15 protein-coding genes are annotated in these 16,592 nt (G+C 74.2%); 10 read left to right on the forward strand and 5 right to left on the reverse strand.

What is annotated here, in order from left to right; genetic code table 11:
- The 4 genes from CP984_RS30175 to CP984_RS30190 all read left to right on the forward strand — a co-directional run bounded on the left by CP984_RS30175 (nt 1) and on the right by CP984_RS30190 (nt 3,704).
- Entirely contained in the window at nt 1-1,209 is a 1,209-nt protein-coding gene (locus CP984_RS30175; RefSeq protein WP_030180185.1) for an ArsA family ATPase, read from the forward strand.
- A gap of 98 nt (nt 1,210-1,307) precedes the next feature.
- Entirely contained in the window at nt 1,308-1,859 is a 552-nt protein-coding gene (locus CP984_RS30180) for a DUF5304 domain-containing protein (RefSeq protein WP_003987276.1), read from the forward strand.
- A gap of 99 nt (nt 1,860-1,958) precedes the next feature.
- Entirely contained in the window at nt 1,959-2,900 is a 942-nt protein-coding gene (locus CP984_RS30185; RefSeq protein ID WP_003987275.1) for an ROK family glucokinase, read from the forward strand.
- A 6-nt stretch (nt 2,901-2,906) separates the two neighbouring features.
- On the forward strand, nt 2,907-3,704 hold the full coding sequence (locus CP984_RS30190; protein WP_030190123.1) for an endonuclease/exonuclease/phosphatase family protein: 798 nt from the start codon (nt 2,907-2,909) through the stop codon (nt 3,702-3,704).
- A gap of 4 nt (nt 3,705-3,708) precedes the next feature.
- On the opposite strand, the gene CP984_RS30195 is transcribed toward CP984_RS30190, so the two are convergent.
- The 3 genes from CP984_RS30195 to CP984_RS30205 all read right to left on the reverse strand — a co-directional run bounded on the left by CP984_RS30195 (nt 3,709) and on the right by CP984_RS30205 (nt 6,621).
- Entirely contained in the window at nt 3,709-4,986 is a 1,278-nt protein-coding gene (locus tag CP984_RS30195) for an SGNH/GDSL hydrolase family protein (RefSeq protein ID WP_030190125.1), read from the reverse strand.
- 131 nt (nt 4,987-5,117) lie between these two features.
- The gene (locus CP984_RS30200; protein ID WP_030180176.1) at nt 5,118-5,837 is read right to left on the reverse strand and encodes a hypothetical protein; all 720 of its coding nucleotides are present in this window, start codon (nt 5,835-5,837) and stop codon (nt 5,118-5,120) included.
- Nucleotides 5,824-6,621 carry an alpha/beta hydrolase gene (locus CP984_RS30205; protein ID WP_003986459.1) on the reverse strand — a complete coding sequence of 266 codons (798 nt, stop codon included), beginning with the start codon at nt 6,619-6,621 and terminating at the stop codon, nt 5,824-5,826. Before CP984_RS30205 ends, CP984_RS30200 begins: the two co-directional genes overlap by 14 nt.
- Before the next feature lie 251 nt (nt 6,622-6,872).
- On the opposite strand from CP984_RS30205, the gene CP984_RS30210 reads away from it, so the two are divergent.
- The 5 genes from CP984_RS30210 to CP984_RS30230 all read left to right on the forward strand — a co-directional run bounded on the left by CP984_RS30210 (nt 6,873) and on the right by CP984_RS30230 (nt 12,127).
- Entirely contained in the window at nt 6,873-7,637 is a 765-nt protein-coding gene (locus tag CP984_RS30210) for a lysophospholipid acyltransferase family protein (RefSeq protein WP_032922188.1), read from the forward strand.
- Nucleotides 7,638-7,744: 107 nt separating this feature from the next.
- A complete protein-coding gene (macS, locus tag CP984_RS30215) occupies nt 7,745-8,983 on the forward strand; it encodes a MacS family sensor histidine kinase (RefSeq protein WP_003986457.1) in 1,239 nt (412 codons plus the stop codon).
- Nucleotides 8,980-9,651, forward strand: a complete 672-nt coding sequence (locus CP984_RS30220; RefSeq protein ID WP_003986456.1) for a response regulator — start codon at nt 8,980-8,982, stop codon at nt 9,649-9,651. The genes macS and CP984_RS30220 overlap by 4 nt, the downstream gene beginning before the upstream one ends.
- 241 nt (nt 9,652-9,892) lie before the next feature.
- Nucleotides 9,893-10,921 carry a 6-phosphofructokinase gene (locus CP984_RS30225; protein WP_003986455.1) on the forward strand — a complete coding sequence of 343 codons (1,029 nt, stop codon included), beginning with the start codon at nt 9,893-9,895 and terminating at the stop codon, nt 10,919-10,921.
- 189 nt (nt 10,922-11,110) lie between these two features.
- Entirely contained in the window at nt 11,111-12,127 is a 1,017-nt protein-coding gene (locus tag CP984_RS30230) for a 2-hydroxyacid dehydrogenase (RefSeq protein WP_003986454.1), read from the forward strand.
- On the opposite strand, the gene CP984_RS30235 is transcribed toward CP984_RS30230, so the two are convergent.
- Nucleotides 12,093-14,018 carry a phenazine-specific anthranilate synthase component I gene (locus CP984_RS30235; RefSeq protein ID WP_003986453.1) on the reverse strand — a complete coding sequence of 642 codons (1,926 nt, stop codon included), beginning with the start codon at nt 14,016-14,018 and terminating at the stop codon, nt 12,093-12,095. The genes CP984_RS30230 and CP984_RS30235 overlap by 35 nt on opposite strands.
- Nucleotides 14,019-14,181: 163 nt before the next feature.
- Nucleotides 14,182-15,003, reverse strand: a complete 822-nt coding sequence (locus tag CP984_RS30240; protein WP_003986452.1) for an alpha/beta fold hydrolase — start codon at nt 15,001-15,003, stop codon at nt 14,182-14,184.
- Nucleotides 15,004-15,129: 126 nt separating this feature from the next.
- On the opposite strand from CP984_RS30240, the gene CP984_RS30245 reads away from it, so the two are divergent.
- Nucleotides 15,130-16,512, forward strand: coding sequence for an aminotransferase-like domain-containing protein (locus tag CP984_RS30245; protein ID WP_030180172.1), 1,383 nt, complete (start codon nt 15,130-15,132; stop codon nt 16,510-16,512).
- The last annotated feature ends 80 nt before the right edge of the window (nt 16,513-16,592 follow it).

Here is a 16,592-nt window from a genome sequence, read left to right on the forward strand (position 1 = left end):
ATGCGCACCGTCCTCGTCACCGGCCCCGGCGGCGCCGGCCGCACCACCATCGCCGCCGCGACCGCCCTGGCCGGTGCCCGGCGCGGCGAGCGCGTCCTGCTGCTCACCGCCCGCGGCGGCGCGGCGGAACGCGCCCTGGGCATCCGGCCCGTCCGCCCCGGTGACGGCCCGGTGCCCGTCGTCCCCGGCCTGCACGTCCGCTGCGTCGACGCCGGTGACCACTTCCGCCGTGAGGTGCTGGCCTTCCAGGAGCGCGCGGAAGCCGCCCTCGACCTGCTCGGCGCCGCGCCCCTGGACGAGGACGAACTGACCGAACTGCCGGGTGCGGAGGCGTTCGCGCTGCTCCACGAGCTGCGCGCCGCGCACCAGGCGGGCGGGGAGCCCGACGGGCCCGACACGGTCGTCGTCGACATGCCGCCCGCCGCCGACACCGTCGCCCTGCTCGCCCTGCCCGAGCAGGCCCGCCGCTACCTCCGCCGCCTGCTGCCGCCCGAGCGCCAGGCCGCCCGCGCGCTGCGGCCGGTGCTCGCCCAGCTGGCGGGCGTGCAACTGCCCACGCAGAAGCTGTACGAGGCCGCCGAGCGCTGGGAGCACGAACTCGCCGCCGTACAGGCCGTCATCGACCACCCCGGCACGACCGTACGGATCGTCACCGAGGCGGGCCCCGGCGCCGTCGCCGACCTGCGCGAGGTGCGCTCGGGCCTCGCCCTGTACGGACACCGCACCGACGCCGTCGTCGCCAACCGGCTGCTGCCCACCGGCTCGTCCGACCCCTTCCTGGCCGGGCTCTCCGGACAGCAGCAGAGCGCGCTCAAGGCGCTGCGCGAGGAGTTCCCCGAAGCGCCGGTCGTCGAGGTGCCGCACCTGGGCCGCGACCCCGAGGGCGTCGAGGAACTGGACGCGCTGATCGGCGGCGCGACCGGGGAACCGGCCGCGCCCGGCGACGCCGCGGACCCCTGGACCGTGGAGGACCGGCTCGCCTCGGACGGCCTGCTGGTGTGGCGGGTGCCGCTGCCGGGCGCCGAGCGCGACGGGCTCGGGCTGCTGCGGCGCGGCGACGAGGTGATCGTGACGGCCGGCCGGTTCCGGCGGATACGGACCCTGCCCTCCGCGCTGCGCCGCTGCTCGGTCTCCGGGGCGGGACTGCGCGACGGCGCGCTGCACATCCGTTTCACCCCCGACCCCGCCCTCTGGCCCCGCGGTCTGTGAACGGCACACCGCCGTTCGGGTAACGTCGGGAGAAGCAGCACCGCCTCGAACCCGCCGCGCCGCGCGGCGGCCGAACCGCCTCGCCGCAGGAGTCCGCCATGAGCGATGCCACCGAGCGCCCCGCCGACCGTACGGACCGGTTCGACACCGATGCCTGGGAGACGGCCTGCGCCGAGGACCTGGCCGCCGAGAAGGCCCGCCGCCGCGCGCAGTACGGCCCGCCGCCCGGCAGCGCCGCCGAGGAACTGCGCCGCCTCGCCGAGGCCGTCACGGACAAGCTCGCCGGCATCCAGCTGCCGGGCGCGCTCGCCGGAATGGCCGCGCAGGGCGCCGTACAGCAGCTGTTCCGGCAGGCCAAGGCCGTCGTGGAGCCGGTCGTCGAGCGCAACCCGGAGGTCTTCGACCACCTCGCCGCCGCCGGCTCCGAACTGCTGGCCGCCTACCGCTCCGCCGTCCAGAACAGCGAGAGCCGCTGGACCCGCGAGGCCGCCGACGAAGCCGCGGCGGCCGACCCGCGCGACGCCACCGACCCGCAGACGGGCCGGGACGGCGGCAACGTCCGTGATCTCCGCGACAGGCGCGACACCCCGGACGGCCCCCGCCGGGACGACGGCGGACCGGCCGGCACCGAGCGGATCGACCTCGACTGAGACCGGCGGACGGTCCCTCTTGGTCGGGAGGGCGCGGGTGGCGCCCCTCACTCCGGTACCGTTGGACGCGGCGGGGTACGACCAATAACTGAGGGACACATGGGACTCACCATCGGCGTCGACATCGGCGGCACGAAGATCGCGGCCGGCGTGGTCGACGAAGAGGGCACGATCCTCGAAACGTGCAAGGTGCCGACCCCGCAGGCCACCGACGAGCTGACGGAGGCCATCGCCGACGCGGTCCGCACCATCAGCGCCGACCACCAGGTCGAGGCCGTCGGCATCGGGGCCGCCGGCTATGTGGACGAGAAGCGGGCCACCGTCCTGTTCGCACCGAACATCGACTGGCGCCACGAGCCGCTGAAGGACAAGGTCGAACAGCGCGTCGGCCTGCCCGTCGTCGTCGAGAACGACGCCAACGCGGCGGCCTGGGGCGAGTACCGCTTCGGCGCGGGACAGGGCCACAGCGACGTCATCTGCATCACCCTGGGCACTGGCCTGGGCGGCGGCATCATCATCGGCAACAAGCTGCGCCGCGGCCGGTTCGGCGTCGCCGCCGAGTTCGGCCACATCCGCGTCGTACCGGACGGCCTGCTGTGCGGCTGCGGCAGCCAGGGCTGCTGGGAGCAGTACGCCTCGGGCCGCGCCCTGCTGCGCTACGCCCGCCAGCGCGCCTTCGCCACCCCGGAGAACGCCCAGGTGCTGCTGTCGATGGGCGACGGCACCTCCGAGGGCATCGAGGGCCGGCACATCAGCGAGGCCGCCCGCCAGGGCGACCCGGTCGCCATCGACTCCTTCCGCGAGCTGGCCCGCTGGGCCGGCGCCGGCCTCGCCGACCTGGCCTCGCTCTTCGACCCGTCCGCCTTCATCGTCGGCGGCGGCGTCTCGGACGAGGGCGAACTGGTCCTCGACCCGATCCGCAAGTCCTTCCGGCGCTGGCTGGTCGGCAACCAGTGGCGCCCGCACGCCCAGGTCCTCGCCGCCCAGCTCGGCGGCAAGGCCGGTCTGGTCGGCGCCGCCGACCTGGCGCGCCAGGGCTGACCCGCGGTGCCGGCCGCACTGCCCACCTCCCGCACCGAGCCGGGCTCCGCTTCCGAGGACTTTGCATCGAGCGGAGGCGGAGCGAAGCGGAGCTCGGCCGTGCTCCGCGTGCTGAGCTACAACGTCCGCTCGCTGCGCGACGACCGCGCGGCGCTGGCCCGGGTGATCCGGGCCTGCGCCCCGGACCTGGTGTTCGTGCAGGAGGCGCCGCGCTTCTTCCGCTGGCGCAAGAGCGTGGCGAAGCTCTGCCGGGCCACGGACCTGGTGTATGTGACGGGCGGCGCCACCGCGGCCGGCCCGATGATCCTGTCCTCGCTGCGCGCCCATGTGGAGCGCACGGAGGACGTGCTGCTGCCCCGCACCCCCGGCCTGCACCAGCGCGGTTTCGCGACCGCGGTGGTACGGGTCGGGGGCGCCCGGCTCGGCCTGCTCAGCTGCCATCTCAGCCTCCAGGCGGCCGAGCGCCACGACCAGGCGGGCCTGCTGCTGGAGCGGCTGCGCGCGCTGGACACCCCGTACGCCGTCGCGGCCGGTGACCTGAACGACCGGCCGGACGGGCGTGCCTTCCGGCGGCTGGCGGGCTCGCTCACCGACGCCTGGGCGGCGGCGCCGTGGGGCGGGGAGTTCACCTCCACACCCCACGACCCGCATCAGCGCATCGACGCGGTGTTCACCACCGAGGGCGTCGAGGTGCTGGGCTGCGGTGTGCCGCGCGAGCTGCCGGGCGTCAGCCACGGCGACCTCCTCGCGGCGACCGACCACCTGCCGGTGCTGGCCGCCCTCCGGGTCCCGGCCGCCGCGTAACCCCTCAGGACAGCCGCATCCGCGGCTCGCCCCGCTCGTTGCGGCCCGGACCGCCGCCGGTGCAGGTGAGCCGGCTCTTGGGGGCCTTGTCGGTGCCGGTGAAGGCGTACGCCTGCCGCAGGCAGTTGCGCAGCGCCAACTGGCCCCAGTAATTGGGGTGCAGCGCCTCCTGCACCTGGAACGGCGGCAGCACCGCGCTGACCGTCCGCACCCAGCTGATCCACTCGGTTCTGTCCGACGCCCCCGGGTCGGTCCACCGGCTCACCGTGCCGCGCGTCGGATCGACCAGCCCGACGCCCCGCTCGCACAGGCGGTGCCCGTCGAAGCTGTGCGTCAGGTCGAGGAAGCGGACGTTGGTCAGCCCGCTCCTGTCGATGCCCCGCTCGACCGCGCGGCTGACCGCGGGCAGCACGCTGTCCACCGCCCAGTCGGCGTCCCGGTCGTTGAACCCGCAGCCGCCCAGCGTCTGGCGCGCGCCCAGCGGCGCCGGGTAGCGGAAGTCGCGGCCGTGCGGGATGGGCGCCGGGTAGTTCTGTACGACCACGTCGTACTCGTCGGGGTCGTGGCCCGCCCGCAGCATCGCCCGCCGTACGTTCTGCAGGCCGCCCGCGATGTCGCCCGCCCGCTGCTCGACCGCCCGGTCGGTGAACCGGGCCCGGTTGGCCGCGTCCTGGCTGCACGCCTTCGGCAGCGGACTCAGATACGCCAGCACGCAGGACTGGACCACGTCAGCGAAGCGGAAGTCGTTGCCGCCGACCGAGACCGCGACCAGCCGCACGGGGTGGTCACGGGCGTACTCCTCCAGCTGTTTGGCCTGGCCCGGTACGCCCGCCGCGTCCGAGAAGTCCAGCCCCGGCTTGGCGACGCCCCTCGGCGCGAGGAAGGAGTCGGTACGGGCTCCGGAGCAGGCCAGGTTCTCGCTCTCGGTGCCGGGCAGCCCGAGGTGGATCTCGGCGGAGCGCGAGCGGTGGCACTTCGGGACGCGCTCGGCGGTGCGGGCCGCGTTGTCGTAGTACGCGGTGGGGCCGAGCGCGTCGATACGCAGGTGGTTGGCCGGGTTGGCGTCGGAGTTTCCCGCCCAGCGTCCGGCCTCGCCCGAGATGTAGGAGTCGCCGAGCGAGACCACGGCCCCCGGCCCGGCGGGCTGCCGCGCCCGCGGCGGACCGGCCGCCGCCGGAGCGGTGGCCAGCAGCCCGGTGACCGCGGCGGCGGTGGCGGCGGCCGCGGCCACCCGGGTGCGACGGCGCGGACGTGGGCATGACGACGCGAGCGGATGACGCATGGGGGCCTCCCGGAGACACGGCCGGACACTCGGCGTGATCATCCCCGGTCGGAGGGTCACCGGCGGTCAGGACACCCGGCGAAGCGGGGTAAACCGCCCGAAGGAGGGCGGGACGGGCGGCGCGGGCGCGGTCAGACGACCGCGCCGCCGCCCGGCAGGTCGTCCTCGTCCTCGTCGTCGTGCTTCATCCGGGCCACGAGCGTGGCGAAGCCGCCCAGGAAGCCGCCGATGCCCAGCAGCGTGATCCACCAGGTGACGGGCTGCTGCAACAGCACCATGAGCACCAGCAGCAGCGGCCCGCCGAGCACAGCGATCCAGGCGAACTTGGCCGTCACGTCGGCCTTGGGCAGCGGGGGCGGCTCGGGCGGTTCGAAGTGGCCCTCGTCCGAGTCGTCGAAGTCGTTGTCGGACGCTTCCTTCGCCGACCAGTCGCGCGGCCCGACGCCGGGCGCGAAGACCACGAAGCTGCCGACGGAGTCGCCGCCGGGCCGGCCGGGCGCACCGGGGGAGGGCTCGCTGCGCGGCCGCTCCTCGACCGTCAGGCCGCCGTCGTCCCCGTCCGCACGCCCCGGGCCCGCCTTCTCGGGCGGCTTCCCGTCGGCGCGCGGCGTACTGTCCGGGCGGTCCTCGTCCGTACGGCCGCGGTCCGCGCGGTCCGTGCCCGTACCGGGAGCACGGTCACCGGGAGCACGGTCGCCGGAAGGGCTGTCGGCGCCGCCGCGGTCCGTGCTGGAGACCGGCCCGTCCTCGTCCGGGAAGGCGGGCGCCTCGCCGTACCCGGCCACTATCTCGGCCCAGGCGGCTTCCTCGTCCAGCGGGTCGCGGGGGTCGCGGGGGCTACGCTCCACCACTGGCGGCCGTCTCCTCACTCTCCACGCCCCCGCGCACGCTCGGTGCCAGGCGGGCGATGAAGTCGTAGGTCTCCTGGAAGATCCGCTCGGCGTCGTGGTCGAGCGTGGCGACGTGGTAGCTGCGCTCCAGCAGCGTCTGCCGCACGTCCGTGGACGACACCCTGCTCAGGATGCGCTCGGAGTCGGCGGGCCGCACGACGTGGTCCTGCGGGCTGGTCAGCACCAGCAACGGCTGGGTCACCCGGGGCAGTTCGGCGTCGACGATCTGGAAGAAGCGGCGCAGCGAGTGCGCGGCGTGCAGCGGCACCCGGGTGTAGCCCAGTTCGTGGGCGCCGGGCTTGGCGATGTCGTCCGCCACGCCCTTGGTCGTCCGCACCACGTGCCGCAGCACCGGCAGCAGCGGGGCGGCCGCGTCGTGCACCTTGTTGCCGGGGTTGACCAGGGCCAGGCCGCTGACGGCGGGGCCGTGCTGGGCGGCCAGCCGCAGCGCCAGCGCGCCGCCCATCGACAGGCCGCACACGAAGACCCGCTCGCAGCGTCCGGTCAGCGACCGCAGCTCGCGGTCGACCTCGGCGTACCAGTCCTGCCAGGTCGTGAGCTGCATGTCCTGCCAGCGGGTGCCGTGTCCCGGCAGCAGCGGCAGCGAGACCGTCAGGCCGCGGTCGGCGAGATACTCCGCCCAGGGGCGCACGGACTGCGGGGAGCCGGTGAATCCGTGGCAGACGAGGACGCCGGTCGGGCCGCCGTCGCGGCGGAACGGCTCGGCTCCGGGAAGCAGCGGCACCGGGGAACTCCGATCGGTGAGGGGCCGGGCGGCAACGGTTTGTGCGGGTTACTGGAAGCGTACGCGGAGCGGCGCCGGGCGGATAGGTCCAAAGGCACCCCGTGCCCCGGCCGTCGCCGGGAGGCGCCCGGGCCGTACGCGGCGGGGCCCGTTCACCGCCGGCGGAGCGGACCTTCGAGGAGAGGGGGGCGTCGGGGCAGGTTAAGGTCTTTGCGTCAGACACAGGAGGCAGTGGGTTGATCTACGGCGCAATGAAGTTTTCCGTCGGCGGGACGTTGAAGCTGGCTTTCCGTCCCTGGGTGGAGGGCCTGGAGAACATCCCCGCGACGGGACCCGCGATCCTGGCGAGCAACCACCTGTCCTTCTCGGACTCCTTCTTCCTGCCCGCGGTGCTCGACCGGAAGGTCACCTTCATCGCCAAGGCCGAGTACTTCACCACTCCGGGCGTCAAGGGCAAGCTGACCGCCGCCTTCTTCAAGGGGGTCGGCCAGCTGCCGGTGGACCGCTCGGGCGCGCGCGGCGCGGGCGAGGCGGCGATCAAGAGCGGCATCGAGGTGCTGGAGCGCGGTGAGCTGTTCGGCATCTACCCGGAGGGCACCCGCTCGCCGGACGGCCGCCTCTACCGCGGCAAGCCGGGCGGCCTGGCCCGGGTGGCGCTGGCCACCGGCGCCCCGGTCATCCCCGTCGCCATGATCGACACCGAGAAGGTGCAGCCGCCCGGCAAGGTCATGCCGAAGATGATCAGGCCGGGCATCCGTATCGGCAAGCCGCTGGACTTCAGCCGGTACCACGGCATGGAGGGGGACCGCTTCATCCTGCGCTCGGTGACCGACGAGGTCATGTACGAGATCATGAAGCTGTCGGGCCAGGAGTACGTGGACATCTACGCGACCGCCGCCAAGCGGCAGATCGCGGAGGCCGCCAAGAAGAAGGCCGAGGCCGAGAAGGCCGAAAAGGCGGCCAAGACCGGCAAGGGGCAGCCGGAGCAGCAGGGCCGGACCGGATCCGGGGCGTAGTCGCGCCCCGGCACAGGGGTGGGGGCGAAATGGCAGAGGCAGAGATACGGTCCGCGGCCGGTGGGGCGGCGGGCCGGGGCACGGGGCGCCCGGGGCGGCCGGTCCGGATGTCCGTGGAGCTCCCGCTGTGGCGGGCGCTGACCGGTTACCGCGTGCTGACCCTGGCCTACGTCCTGGTCCTGTTCGTGGTCTCGTACAAGAAGTACGCCCACCCCCTCGTCGCCGCCGCCTACATGACGGCGCTGACCGTGTGGATGGCCTTCACCTGGCGTCGTACGACCTCGGCGGAGCGCTGCACCCGCGCCTTCCTCATCGGTGACCTGTCCTTCGCGCTCGGCGGCATCCTGCTCACCCTCGTGGCGGACAGCCATGAGCGGATCATGGACGGCGCGGCGACCCTGCCTTCCATCTGGACGGCGGGCGCGGTGCTCGGCTTCGCGATCAAGGGCGGCTGGCGCTGGGCCGCGGTCGCCTCCGCGCTGGTCGCCGTGGTCAACCTGGTCGAGCGCCAGGAGCTGGCCCGCGACACCATCCACAACGTGGTGCTGGTGTGGGTGGCCAGCGTCGCCATCGGTTACGTGGTCGAGGTGGCCCGCGCCAGTGAGCGCACCCTCGCCCGCGCGCTCCAGATCGAGGCCGCCACCCGCGAGCGGGAACGGCTGGCCCGGGACATCCACGACAGCGTCCTGCAGGTCCTGGCCATGGTGCAGCGGCGCGGTGCCGCGATCGGCGGGGAGGCGGCCGAGCTGGGCCGGATGGCGGGCGAGCAGGAGGTCGCGCTGCGCACGCTGGTCTCCAGCGGGCTGGTCCCGCCGTCGCGCCCGGGGGTCTCCGGCGCCGCGGACGACGCGGTCCGCACCCCGCAGGAGGCGCTGGCCGCACCCGTGCCGTGCGCCGAGGACGGCCCCGACGCCGGTCCCTGCGACGTACGGGCCCTGCTGGCGCCGCACGCCGGGGCGCGCGTCACCTTCTCCGAGCCCGGCGCGCCCGTCGTGCTCCCGGCCGCCGCCGCAGCGGAGCTGGCCGCCGCTGTCAGTGCCGCGTTGGACAATGTGCGGGTGCACGCGGGTGCCACGGCACAGGCGTGGATCCTGGTGGAGGACGAGCCGGACGAGGTGATCGTGACGGTGCGGGACGACGGCCCGGGCATCCCCGAGGGGCGGCTCGCGGACGCCGAGCGCGAGGGCCGCCTCGGGGTCGCCCTGTCGATCCGCGGCCGGCTGCGCGACCTGGGCGGCAGCGCCGACTGGATCTCGGTCCCCGGCCAGGGCACGGAAGTGGAGTTGAAGGTCCCCAAGGCCGGTGTGGTGCCCGGGGGCGGAAAGCGGGGGAGGAGCACGGCATGAGCGAGGCCGCAAGCCTGAAGGTGATGGTGGTCGACGACCACCCGATGTGGCGGGACGCGGTCGCCCGCGACCTGGCCGAGGCCGGGTTCGAGGTGGTGGCCACCGCCGGGGACGGGCCGCAGGCGGTGCGCCGCGCGCAGGCCGCGGCGCCCGACGTGCTGGTGCTGGACCTGAACCTGCCGGGCCTGCCCGGCGTGGAGGTCTGCCGGGAACTGGTCGGCGCCAACCCGGCGCTGCGGGTGCTGGTGCTCTCCGCCAGCGGCGAGCACGCCGATGTGCTGGAGGCCGTCAAGTCCGGCGCGACGGGCTATCTGCTGAAGTCGGCCAGCACGGCGGAGCTGCTGGACGCGGTGCGGCGTACGGCGGCCGGCGACCCGGTGTTCACGCCGGGCCTGGCCGGACTGGTCCTGGGGGAGTACCGCCGACTGGCGACCGAGCCCGCACCGGCCGCCGAGGACGAGCCGGGCGCGCCCCGGCTGACCGAGCGGGAGACCGAGGTGCTCCGCCTGGTCGCCAAGGGCCTGTCGTACAAGCAGATCGCCGAGCGGCTGGTCATCTCGCACCGCACGGTCCAGAACCACGTGCAGAACACCCTGGGCAAGCTCCAGCTGCACAACCGCGTCGAGCTGGTGCGGTACGCGATAGAACGCGGCCTGGACGAGGCGTGAGCCCGCGCCGCCCGGGGCGCGATGCCGTCCGTGCGGCGCGCGGGACGCCGTACGCGCCCTGTGCCATCCGCTCGTACGAGTGAACGCATCGCGCCAACTCCCCGGCATTTCCGGGGAATTCGCCTTCCGCCCCATCCCTGGGTGACACACCTCGCCATTAGCGTGACCGGCGTCGGCACAGCACGGCCGCGCGCGGCCACCGGCGCGGGCGCGGCCCCTCACGGATGAAGGTGATGAAGCGATGCGGGTCGGAGTACTGACCGGCGGCGGTGACTGCCCCGGTCTGAACGCGGTCATCCGGGGCGTGGTGCGCAAGGGCGTCCAGGAGTACGGCTACGGTTTCGTCGGCTTCCGGGACGGCTGGCGCGGGCCGCTGGAGGGCGACACGGTACCGCTCGACATCCCCGCCGTACGCGGCATCCTGCCCCGCGGCGGCACGGTCCTCGGCTCCTCGCGGACCAACCCCCTCAAGCACGAGGACGGCATCCGCCGGATCCGGGAGACCCTCGCCAAGGAGGAGGTCGAGGCGCTGATCACGATCGGCGGCGAGGACACCCTCGGCGTCGCCGCCCGGCTCTCCGGCGAATACGGCATCCCCTGCGTCGGCGTGCCCAAGACCATCGACAACGACCTGTCCGCCACCGACTACACCTTCGGCTTCGACACCGCCGTCGGCGTCGCCACCGAGGCCATCGACCGGCTGCACACCACCGCCGAGTCCCACATGCGCGTCCTGGTCGTCGAGGTGATGGGCCGGCACGCGGGCTGGATCGCACTGCACTCCGGACTGGCCGGCGGCGCCAACGTCATCCTCATCCCCGAGCAGCGCTTCGACGTGGACCAGGTCTGCGGCTGGATCGAGTCCCGCTTCAAGGTGCGCTACGCGCCGATCGTGGTGGTCGCCGAGGGCGCCATGCCCAAGGACGGCGACCTGGTGCTCAAGCACGGCACCAAGGACTCCTTCGGGCATGTCCGCCTGACCGGTGTGGGCGAGTGGCTGGCCAAGGAGATCGAGGAGCGTACGGGCAAGGAGGCCCGTACGACGGTGCTCGGCCACACCCAGCGCGGCGGCACGCCCAGCGCCTTCGACCGCTGGCTGGCCACCCGCTTCGGCCTGCACGCGATCGACGCGGTGCGCGACGGCGACTTCGGGAAGATGGTCGCGCTGCGCGGCACCGACATCGTGCGGGTGCCGCTGGCGGAGGCCACCGCGAAGCTCAAGACCGTCGATCCGAAGCTGTACGCGGAAGCCGGGGTGTTCTTCGGCTGAGCGGGCCTTCCACCGGTACGGGCGCCTCGTCGCGGCGCCGGATGCCGCCGCGCCCGGCATCTGGACGGCCCGGCCGGGCCCGGCGCCGTATATTCGGCCGTGTCACCGCATATGCCCGGAATGCGCCCGACGTGGCGTGACGGGCGCGCCGGTGACCGGACCGAGTGACCGGCAACGGCGGGAGACACCGTGGAGATCATCGCATTCGGCGTGCAGGCGGACGAGCGGCCGCTGCTGGTGAAGGCCTTCGCCGGCCGCCACCAGGTCCGCTGTCTCGACGTCTTCCTCAACCGCGACACCGCCCCCATCGCCGCGGGCTACGAGGTCGTCAGCGTCAGCGTCAACGCGGACCTGTGCGCCGAGGTGATCCAGGAGCTGGCCGTCGGCGGCACGAAGATGATCGCCCAGCGCTCCACCGGCTACAACAACATCGATCTGGAGGCCGCGGCCGACCTCGGCGTGACCGTCGGCCGGGTCTCCTCGTACTCGCCGTACTCCGTCGCGGAGTTCGCCTGGGGCCTGGCCATGGCGGTCAACCGCCGGATCGTCCGGGCCGCGAACCGGACCCGCAACTTCGACTTCCGGCTGGACGGGCTGATGGGCCGCGACCTGCACGGCCGCACCGTCGGCGTGCTCGGCACCGGCAAGATCGGCGAGGCGTTCACCCGTATCGCGCACGGCTTCGGGATGGAGCTGCTGGGCTGGGACATCGCCGAGAACCCGCGCTGCGCCGAGCTGGGCATGAAGTACGTCGGCCTGGACCGGCTGTTCGCCGAATCGGACCTGATCAGCCTGCACGTACCGCTGCTGGAGTCCACCCGCCACCTCATCGACGCCGCCGCGCTGGCCGCCATGAAGGACGACGCGATCCTGGTCAACTCCAGCCGCGGCGGCCTGGTGGACACCGCGGCGCTCGTGGAGACCCTCAAGGCGGGCCGGCTCGCCGGTGTCGGCCTGGACGTCTACGAGGAGGAGGCCGGGCTCTTCTTCTTCGACAAGTCCCTGGAGGTCATCGACGACGACACCCTCGCCCGCCTGATGACCTTCGGGAACGTGCTGGTCACCTCGCACCAGGCGTACTTCACCGAGGACGCGGTCGGTCAGATCATCGGCGCCACCGTACGCAACGTCGAGGACTACCTGGCCGGCCGCGTCAACGACAACTTCCTCGTCACACCAGGACAGCGGCCAGCAGCCGCGCGGTGATCCCGGCCCCGTCCAGCGTCAGCACGGACTCCGGGTGGAACTGCACCCCCGCGAAGCCCGGACCGCGCAGCGCGTGCACCTCGCCGGTCGCCGCGTCCCGGCTCAGCTCGACGCGGTGCATGGCCAGTTCCGTCACCGCCGGCTCGTCGCAGCGGGCCGTGAAGGTGTTGTAGAAGCCGACCGTCTCCGGGCGGCCGAAGAAGTCGATGCGCTCCTGCGCGCCCTGGAACGGCACCTCCTTGCGCACGATCTCCAGGCCCAGTTCGGCGGCGATCAGCTCATGGCCGAGGCAGACCCCGAGCAGGCCGTGCCGGTGGTCGCGGACCAGCTCCGCCGTCAGCGCGCGCAGCAGGCGCATCTTCGGATCGGCGGTGTCCGACGGGTCGCCGGGCCCAGGGCCGAGCACGATCGGCCCCTCGTGGGCCGCCGCGGCTTCCCGCAGGCCCGGCTCGTCGTACCGCCGCACCGTCACCGTCAGCCCGGAGGTGCGCAGCAGGTGCGCCAGCATCGCGGTGAAGGTGTCCTCCGCGTCGATCACCAGCGCGTGGCCCGTCAGCGCGGCGGTCGGCGCGCTGCTCTGCATCCGCAGCCAGAAGGGAGCGAGGTCCGCGCGCCGGGCGTCCAGGGCGGCGCGCACCCGCGGGTCGTCGGCCAGCCGCGGCCGTCCGGCGGCGTCCTCGGTACGGTCCGGCGCGGGGCGCACGCCGAGCGCGGTGAGCACCCCGGCGGCCTTGGCATGGGTCTCGGCGACCTCGCCGCGCGGATCGGAGGCCCGTACGAGCGTGGCGCCGACCGCGACCCGCAGCCCGCCGTCCGCGTCGATGTCGGCCGTACGGATCAGGATCGGCGAGTCCAGCGTCTGCGCGCCGCCCGCGTCCCGGCCGATCAGCGCGAGCGCCCCGGCGTAGTAGCCCCGGCCGCCCACCTCGTGGCGCTCGATGACCCGGCAGGCGTTCTGCACCGGCGAGCCGACCACGGTCGCCGCGAACATCGTCTCCTTCAGCACCTCCCGCACATCGAGCGAGGAGCGCCCGCGCAGCTCATACTCCGTGTGCGCGAGGTGCGCCATCTCCTTCAGGCGCGGCCCGACCACCACACCGCCCTTGTCGCCGACGGTGCACATCATCTTCAGCTCCTCGTCCACGACCATGGACAGCTCCTCCACCTCCTTGCGGTCGCCCAGGAACTCCAGCAGGTGTTCCGCGCTGGGGCCGCCGGCCGGGTAGCGGTAGGTGCCGCTGATCGGGTTCATCACGACCGTCCCGCCGGACATCCGGACGTGCACCTCGGGGCTGGCGCCGACCAGCGTGCGCAGGCCCGGCCGGTGGACGACGTACGTCCAGTACGCGCCGCGCTCACCGGCCAGCAGCCGCCGGAACAGGGCCAGCGCGTCGGCCGCGCCGAAGCCCGGGATCTCGCCCTGGAAGGTGCGCCGGATGACGAAGTTGGCGCCCTCCCCGGTGCAGATCTCGTCCTTCAGGACGCGCTCGACGATCCCGGCGTACGCGTCGTCGGAGACGTCGAAGGCGCCGTCCTCGACCCGCACCTCATGCGCGGGCAACTGCTCCAGCACCTCGTCCAGGGGCAGCTCGTACGCCTCGTCCGGGCGCAGTACGGCCAGTGGTGTGCCGTCGTCGCGGACATCGAAGCCGCGCTCGCGGATCTGCCGGAACGGTACGAGCGCCAGCGCGTCGGCGGTCGCCGCGCCGCCCTCCGGCACGCCCGCACCGAGCGGGATGTCCGCCAGCCGCGGCACCTCGGTCACCTCGCCGACCAGCACCTCGACGGTGTCGGCGGCCGGTCGGCCGGGCGTGCGGCGGCGCAGCAGGGCGAACGGCGGGCAGCCGGGGGACAGCAGACGCCGCAGGACGTCGTGGGTGGAGCGAGGCATGACGGCGGTTCCTTCCAGGAGGGGAGGAACGGCCCGCACAAACGGAAAGGCCGCCCCTCGGGCGGCCTTCGCGATGTCGGTACGTACGCGCGATCAGTGGGCCGCCGGATGAGCGGTCCACCACCAGGTCATGGTTGCCGGTTGCGCGTACATGCGGGCCACCCTACCCGACCCGCTCCGGGAGCACCGAGAGAAAGCCGGTCAGGGCGGCGTCGAAGGCGTCCGGCTGCTCCAGGTTGGGCAGGTGGGCGGCGTCCTCGATGACCGTGAGACGGGCGTCCGGGATGCGGTCGCGCAGGAACTCGGCGTCGGCGACCGGTGTGTACGTGTCGTCGCGGCCGACGGCCACCAGGGCCGGGACGGCGAGGCGGGCCAACGTCGTGGTGTAGTCGGGGCGTTCGGCGCGGCCCCGGAGCGCGGCGGCGGCGCCCTCGGGCGGCGTGCCGCGCATCATGCGGCGCACGTGCTCCGCCACCGCGGGCCGGGCGGCGATGGTGCGCGGTGCGATCATCTTGTCGAGGACCTCTTCCGTGTAGCCGCCCATGCCCTCGCGCAGCAGCCGGTCGGCCATGGCGTTGCGGGCCCGGCGGCCCTCGGGCGTCTCGGCGTGGGCGAAGGTGTCCGCGAGGACGAGGGCGCGCAGCCGGTGCGGGAAGCGGCGGGCGCACTCCATGACGATCTGGCCGCCCATCGACAGCCCGCCGAGGACGATCCGCTCCGTCACCCCCAGATGGTCCAGGAGCGCGGCGAGGTCGGCCGCGAAGACCTCCAGGCGGGTGGTGCCCGGCACGACCTGGGAAGCGCCGTAGCCGCGCAGGTCGGGGACGATCACGCGGTGCCCGGCGGCGGCCAGGGCGGTGGTCTGCGGGGCCCACATCGTGTGATCGAAGGGGTGCCCGTGGACGAGGAGGACGGTCGCGCCGTCCGCTTCGCCGGTGTCCTCGTAGGTGAGGGTGATGCCGTTGACGGCAGCGGTATGCAGCACAACTCGCCCCTGTTCGCCGGAAATTGGCCGCTGGCCTGTTGACGGCTCGATGCTATGGGGCGCATCATCTCGGTGCAATAGAAACATTGCTCTCGGTGCAATCAGGCTGATCTGAGGAGAAGGCCCGTGGAGGACTACCAGCGCATCGCCGACGCCGTCGCGGCCGACATCGCCGCCGGACGGCTGCGCCCCGGCGACCGGCTCGCCACCCAGCGCGCCTTCGCCCGCGCCCACGGCATCGCCAACTCCACCGCCACCCGCGTCTACCGGGAGCTGACCCGCCGCGGGCTGACCGTCGGCGAGGTCGGCCGCGGCACGTACGTACGCGCCGCGCAGCACAGCCCCGGACCCGCGCTGGCCGAGCCCGCCGACCCGGCCCGCCGCCCCCGCGTCAACCTCGAACTGAACTACCCCGAGGTCCCCGAGCAGGCCGCCCTCCTCGCCCAGGGCCTATCGCCCCTGCTGCGCCCCGACGTACTGAGCGCGGCCCTGACGATGGCCCCCGCCACCGGCTCCCCGGCCGCCCGCGAAGCCTGCGCCGCCCTCCTGGCCCGCGGGGACTTCCGGCCCGACCCGGACGGTCTGCTGTTCGCGGGCAACGGGCGCCAGGCCATCGCGGGCGCCCTCGCCGCGCTGGTGCCGCCCGGTGGGCGCCTGGGCGTCGAAGCGCTCACCTATCCGCTGGTCAAGTCGGTCGCCGCCCGCCTCGGCGTCACCCTCGTGCCGCTGGCCGGCGACGCGTACGGCCTGCTGCCCGACGCCGTACGGACCGCCCACCGCGGCGCCCCGCTGCACGCCGTCTACCTCCAGCCGACGCTGCACAACCCGCTCGGCGTGACCATGCCGGCCGAGCGCCGGGCCGAGCTGGCCGGCACCCTCCGCGCGCTGGACCTGTGGGCCGTCGAGGACGCCGTCTGGTCCTTCCTGCTCGACGACGACCGGCAGGCCGGACTCCCGCCGCTGGCCGCCCTCGCCCCCGAACGCACGCTTCTGGTCGACAGCCTCTCCAAGCGCCTGTCGCCCGGCCTGACCGTCGGCCTGGTGCTGGCGCCGCCCTCGTACACCGAGCGGGTCGCCGCGGCCCTGCGCTCCGGCGGCTGGACGGCCGGCGCCTTCGCCCTGAACGCCACGGTCCGCTGGCTGTGCGACGGCGCGGTCGCCGCGATCGTGGAGGCCAAGCGCCGGGACGCCGCCGCCCGGCAGGCCCTGGTCCGCGAGCACCTGGCCGGATTCCGTGTCCATGCCGACCCGGCCGCCTACTTCGCCTGGTGGGAGCTGCCCGCGCCGTGGCGCGCCGAGACCTTCCTCGCGGCCGCCGCCCGGCGCGGCATCGCCGTCACCCCGGGCGCCGCGTTCGCCGTCGGCCCGGAGGGCGCGCACGGCGCCGCACCCGCCCCGGGCGCCGTCCGCGTCGCCCTCGCCGCCCCGGCCGCCGACGAGCTGACGCACGCGCTCACCGCGCTGGCCGCCATCGCCCGGGGCACCCCGGAGGACTGCGTACCGGACTGAGAGCCCGCGCCCGGACCCTGTTGCCGTGTGCGCGGGCGTCCACGGCAGTGGGAGCTTCGTCTCACATCCCGGTCGGCGAG

This window comes from Streptomyces rimosus, assembly GCF_008704655.1.
GTDB lineage: Bacteria > Actinomycetota > Actinomycetes > Streptomycetales > Streptomycetaceae > Streptomyces > Streptomyces rimosus.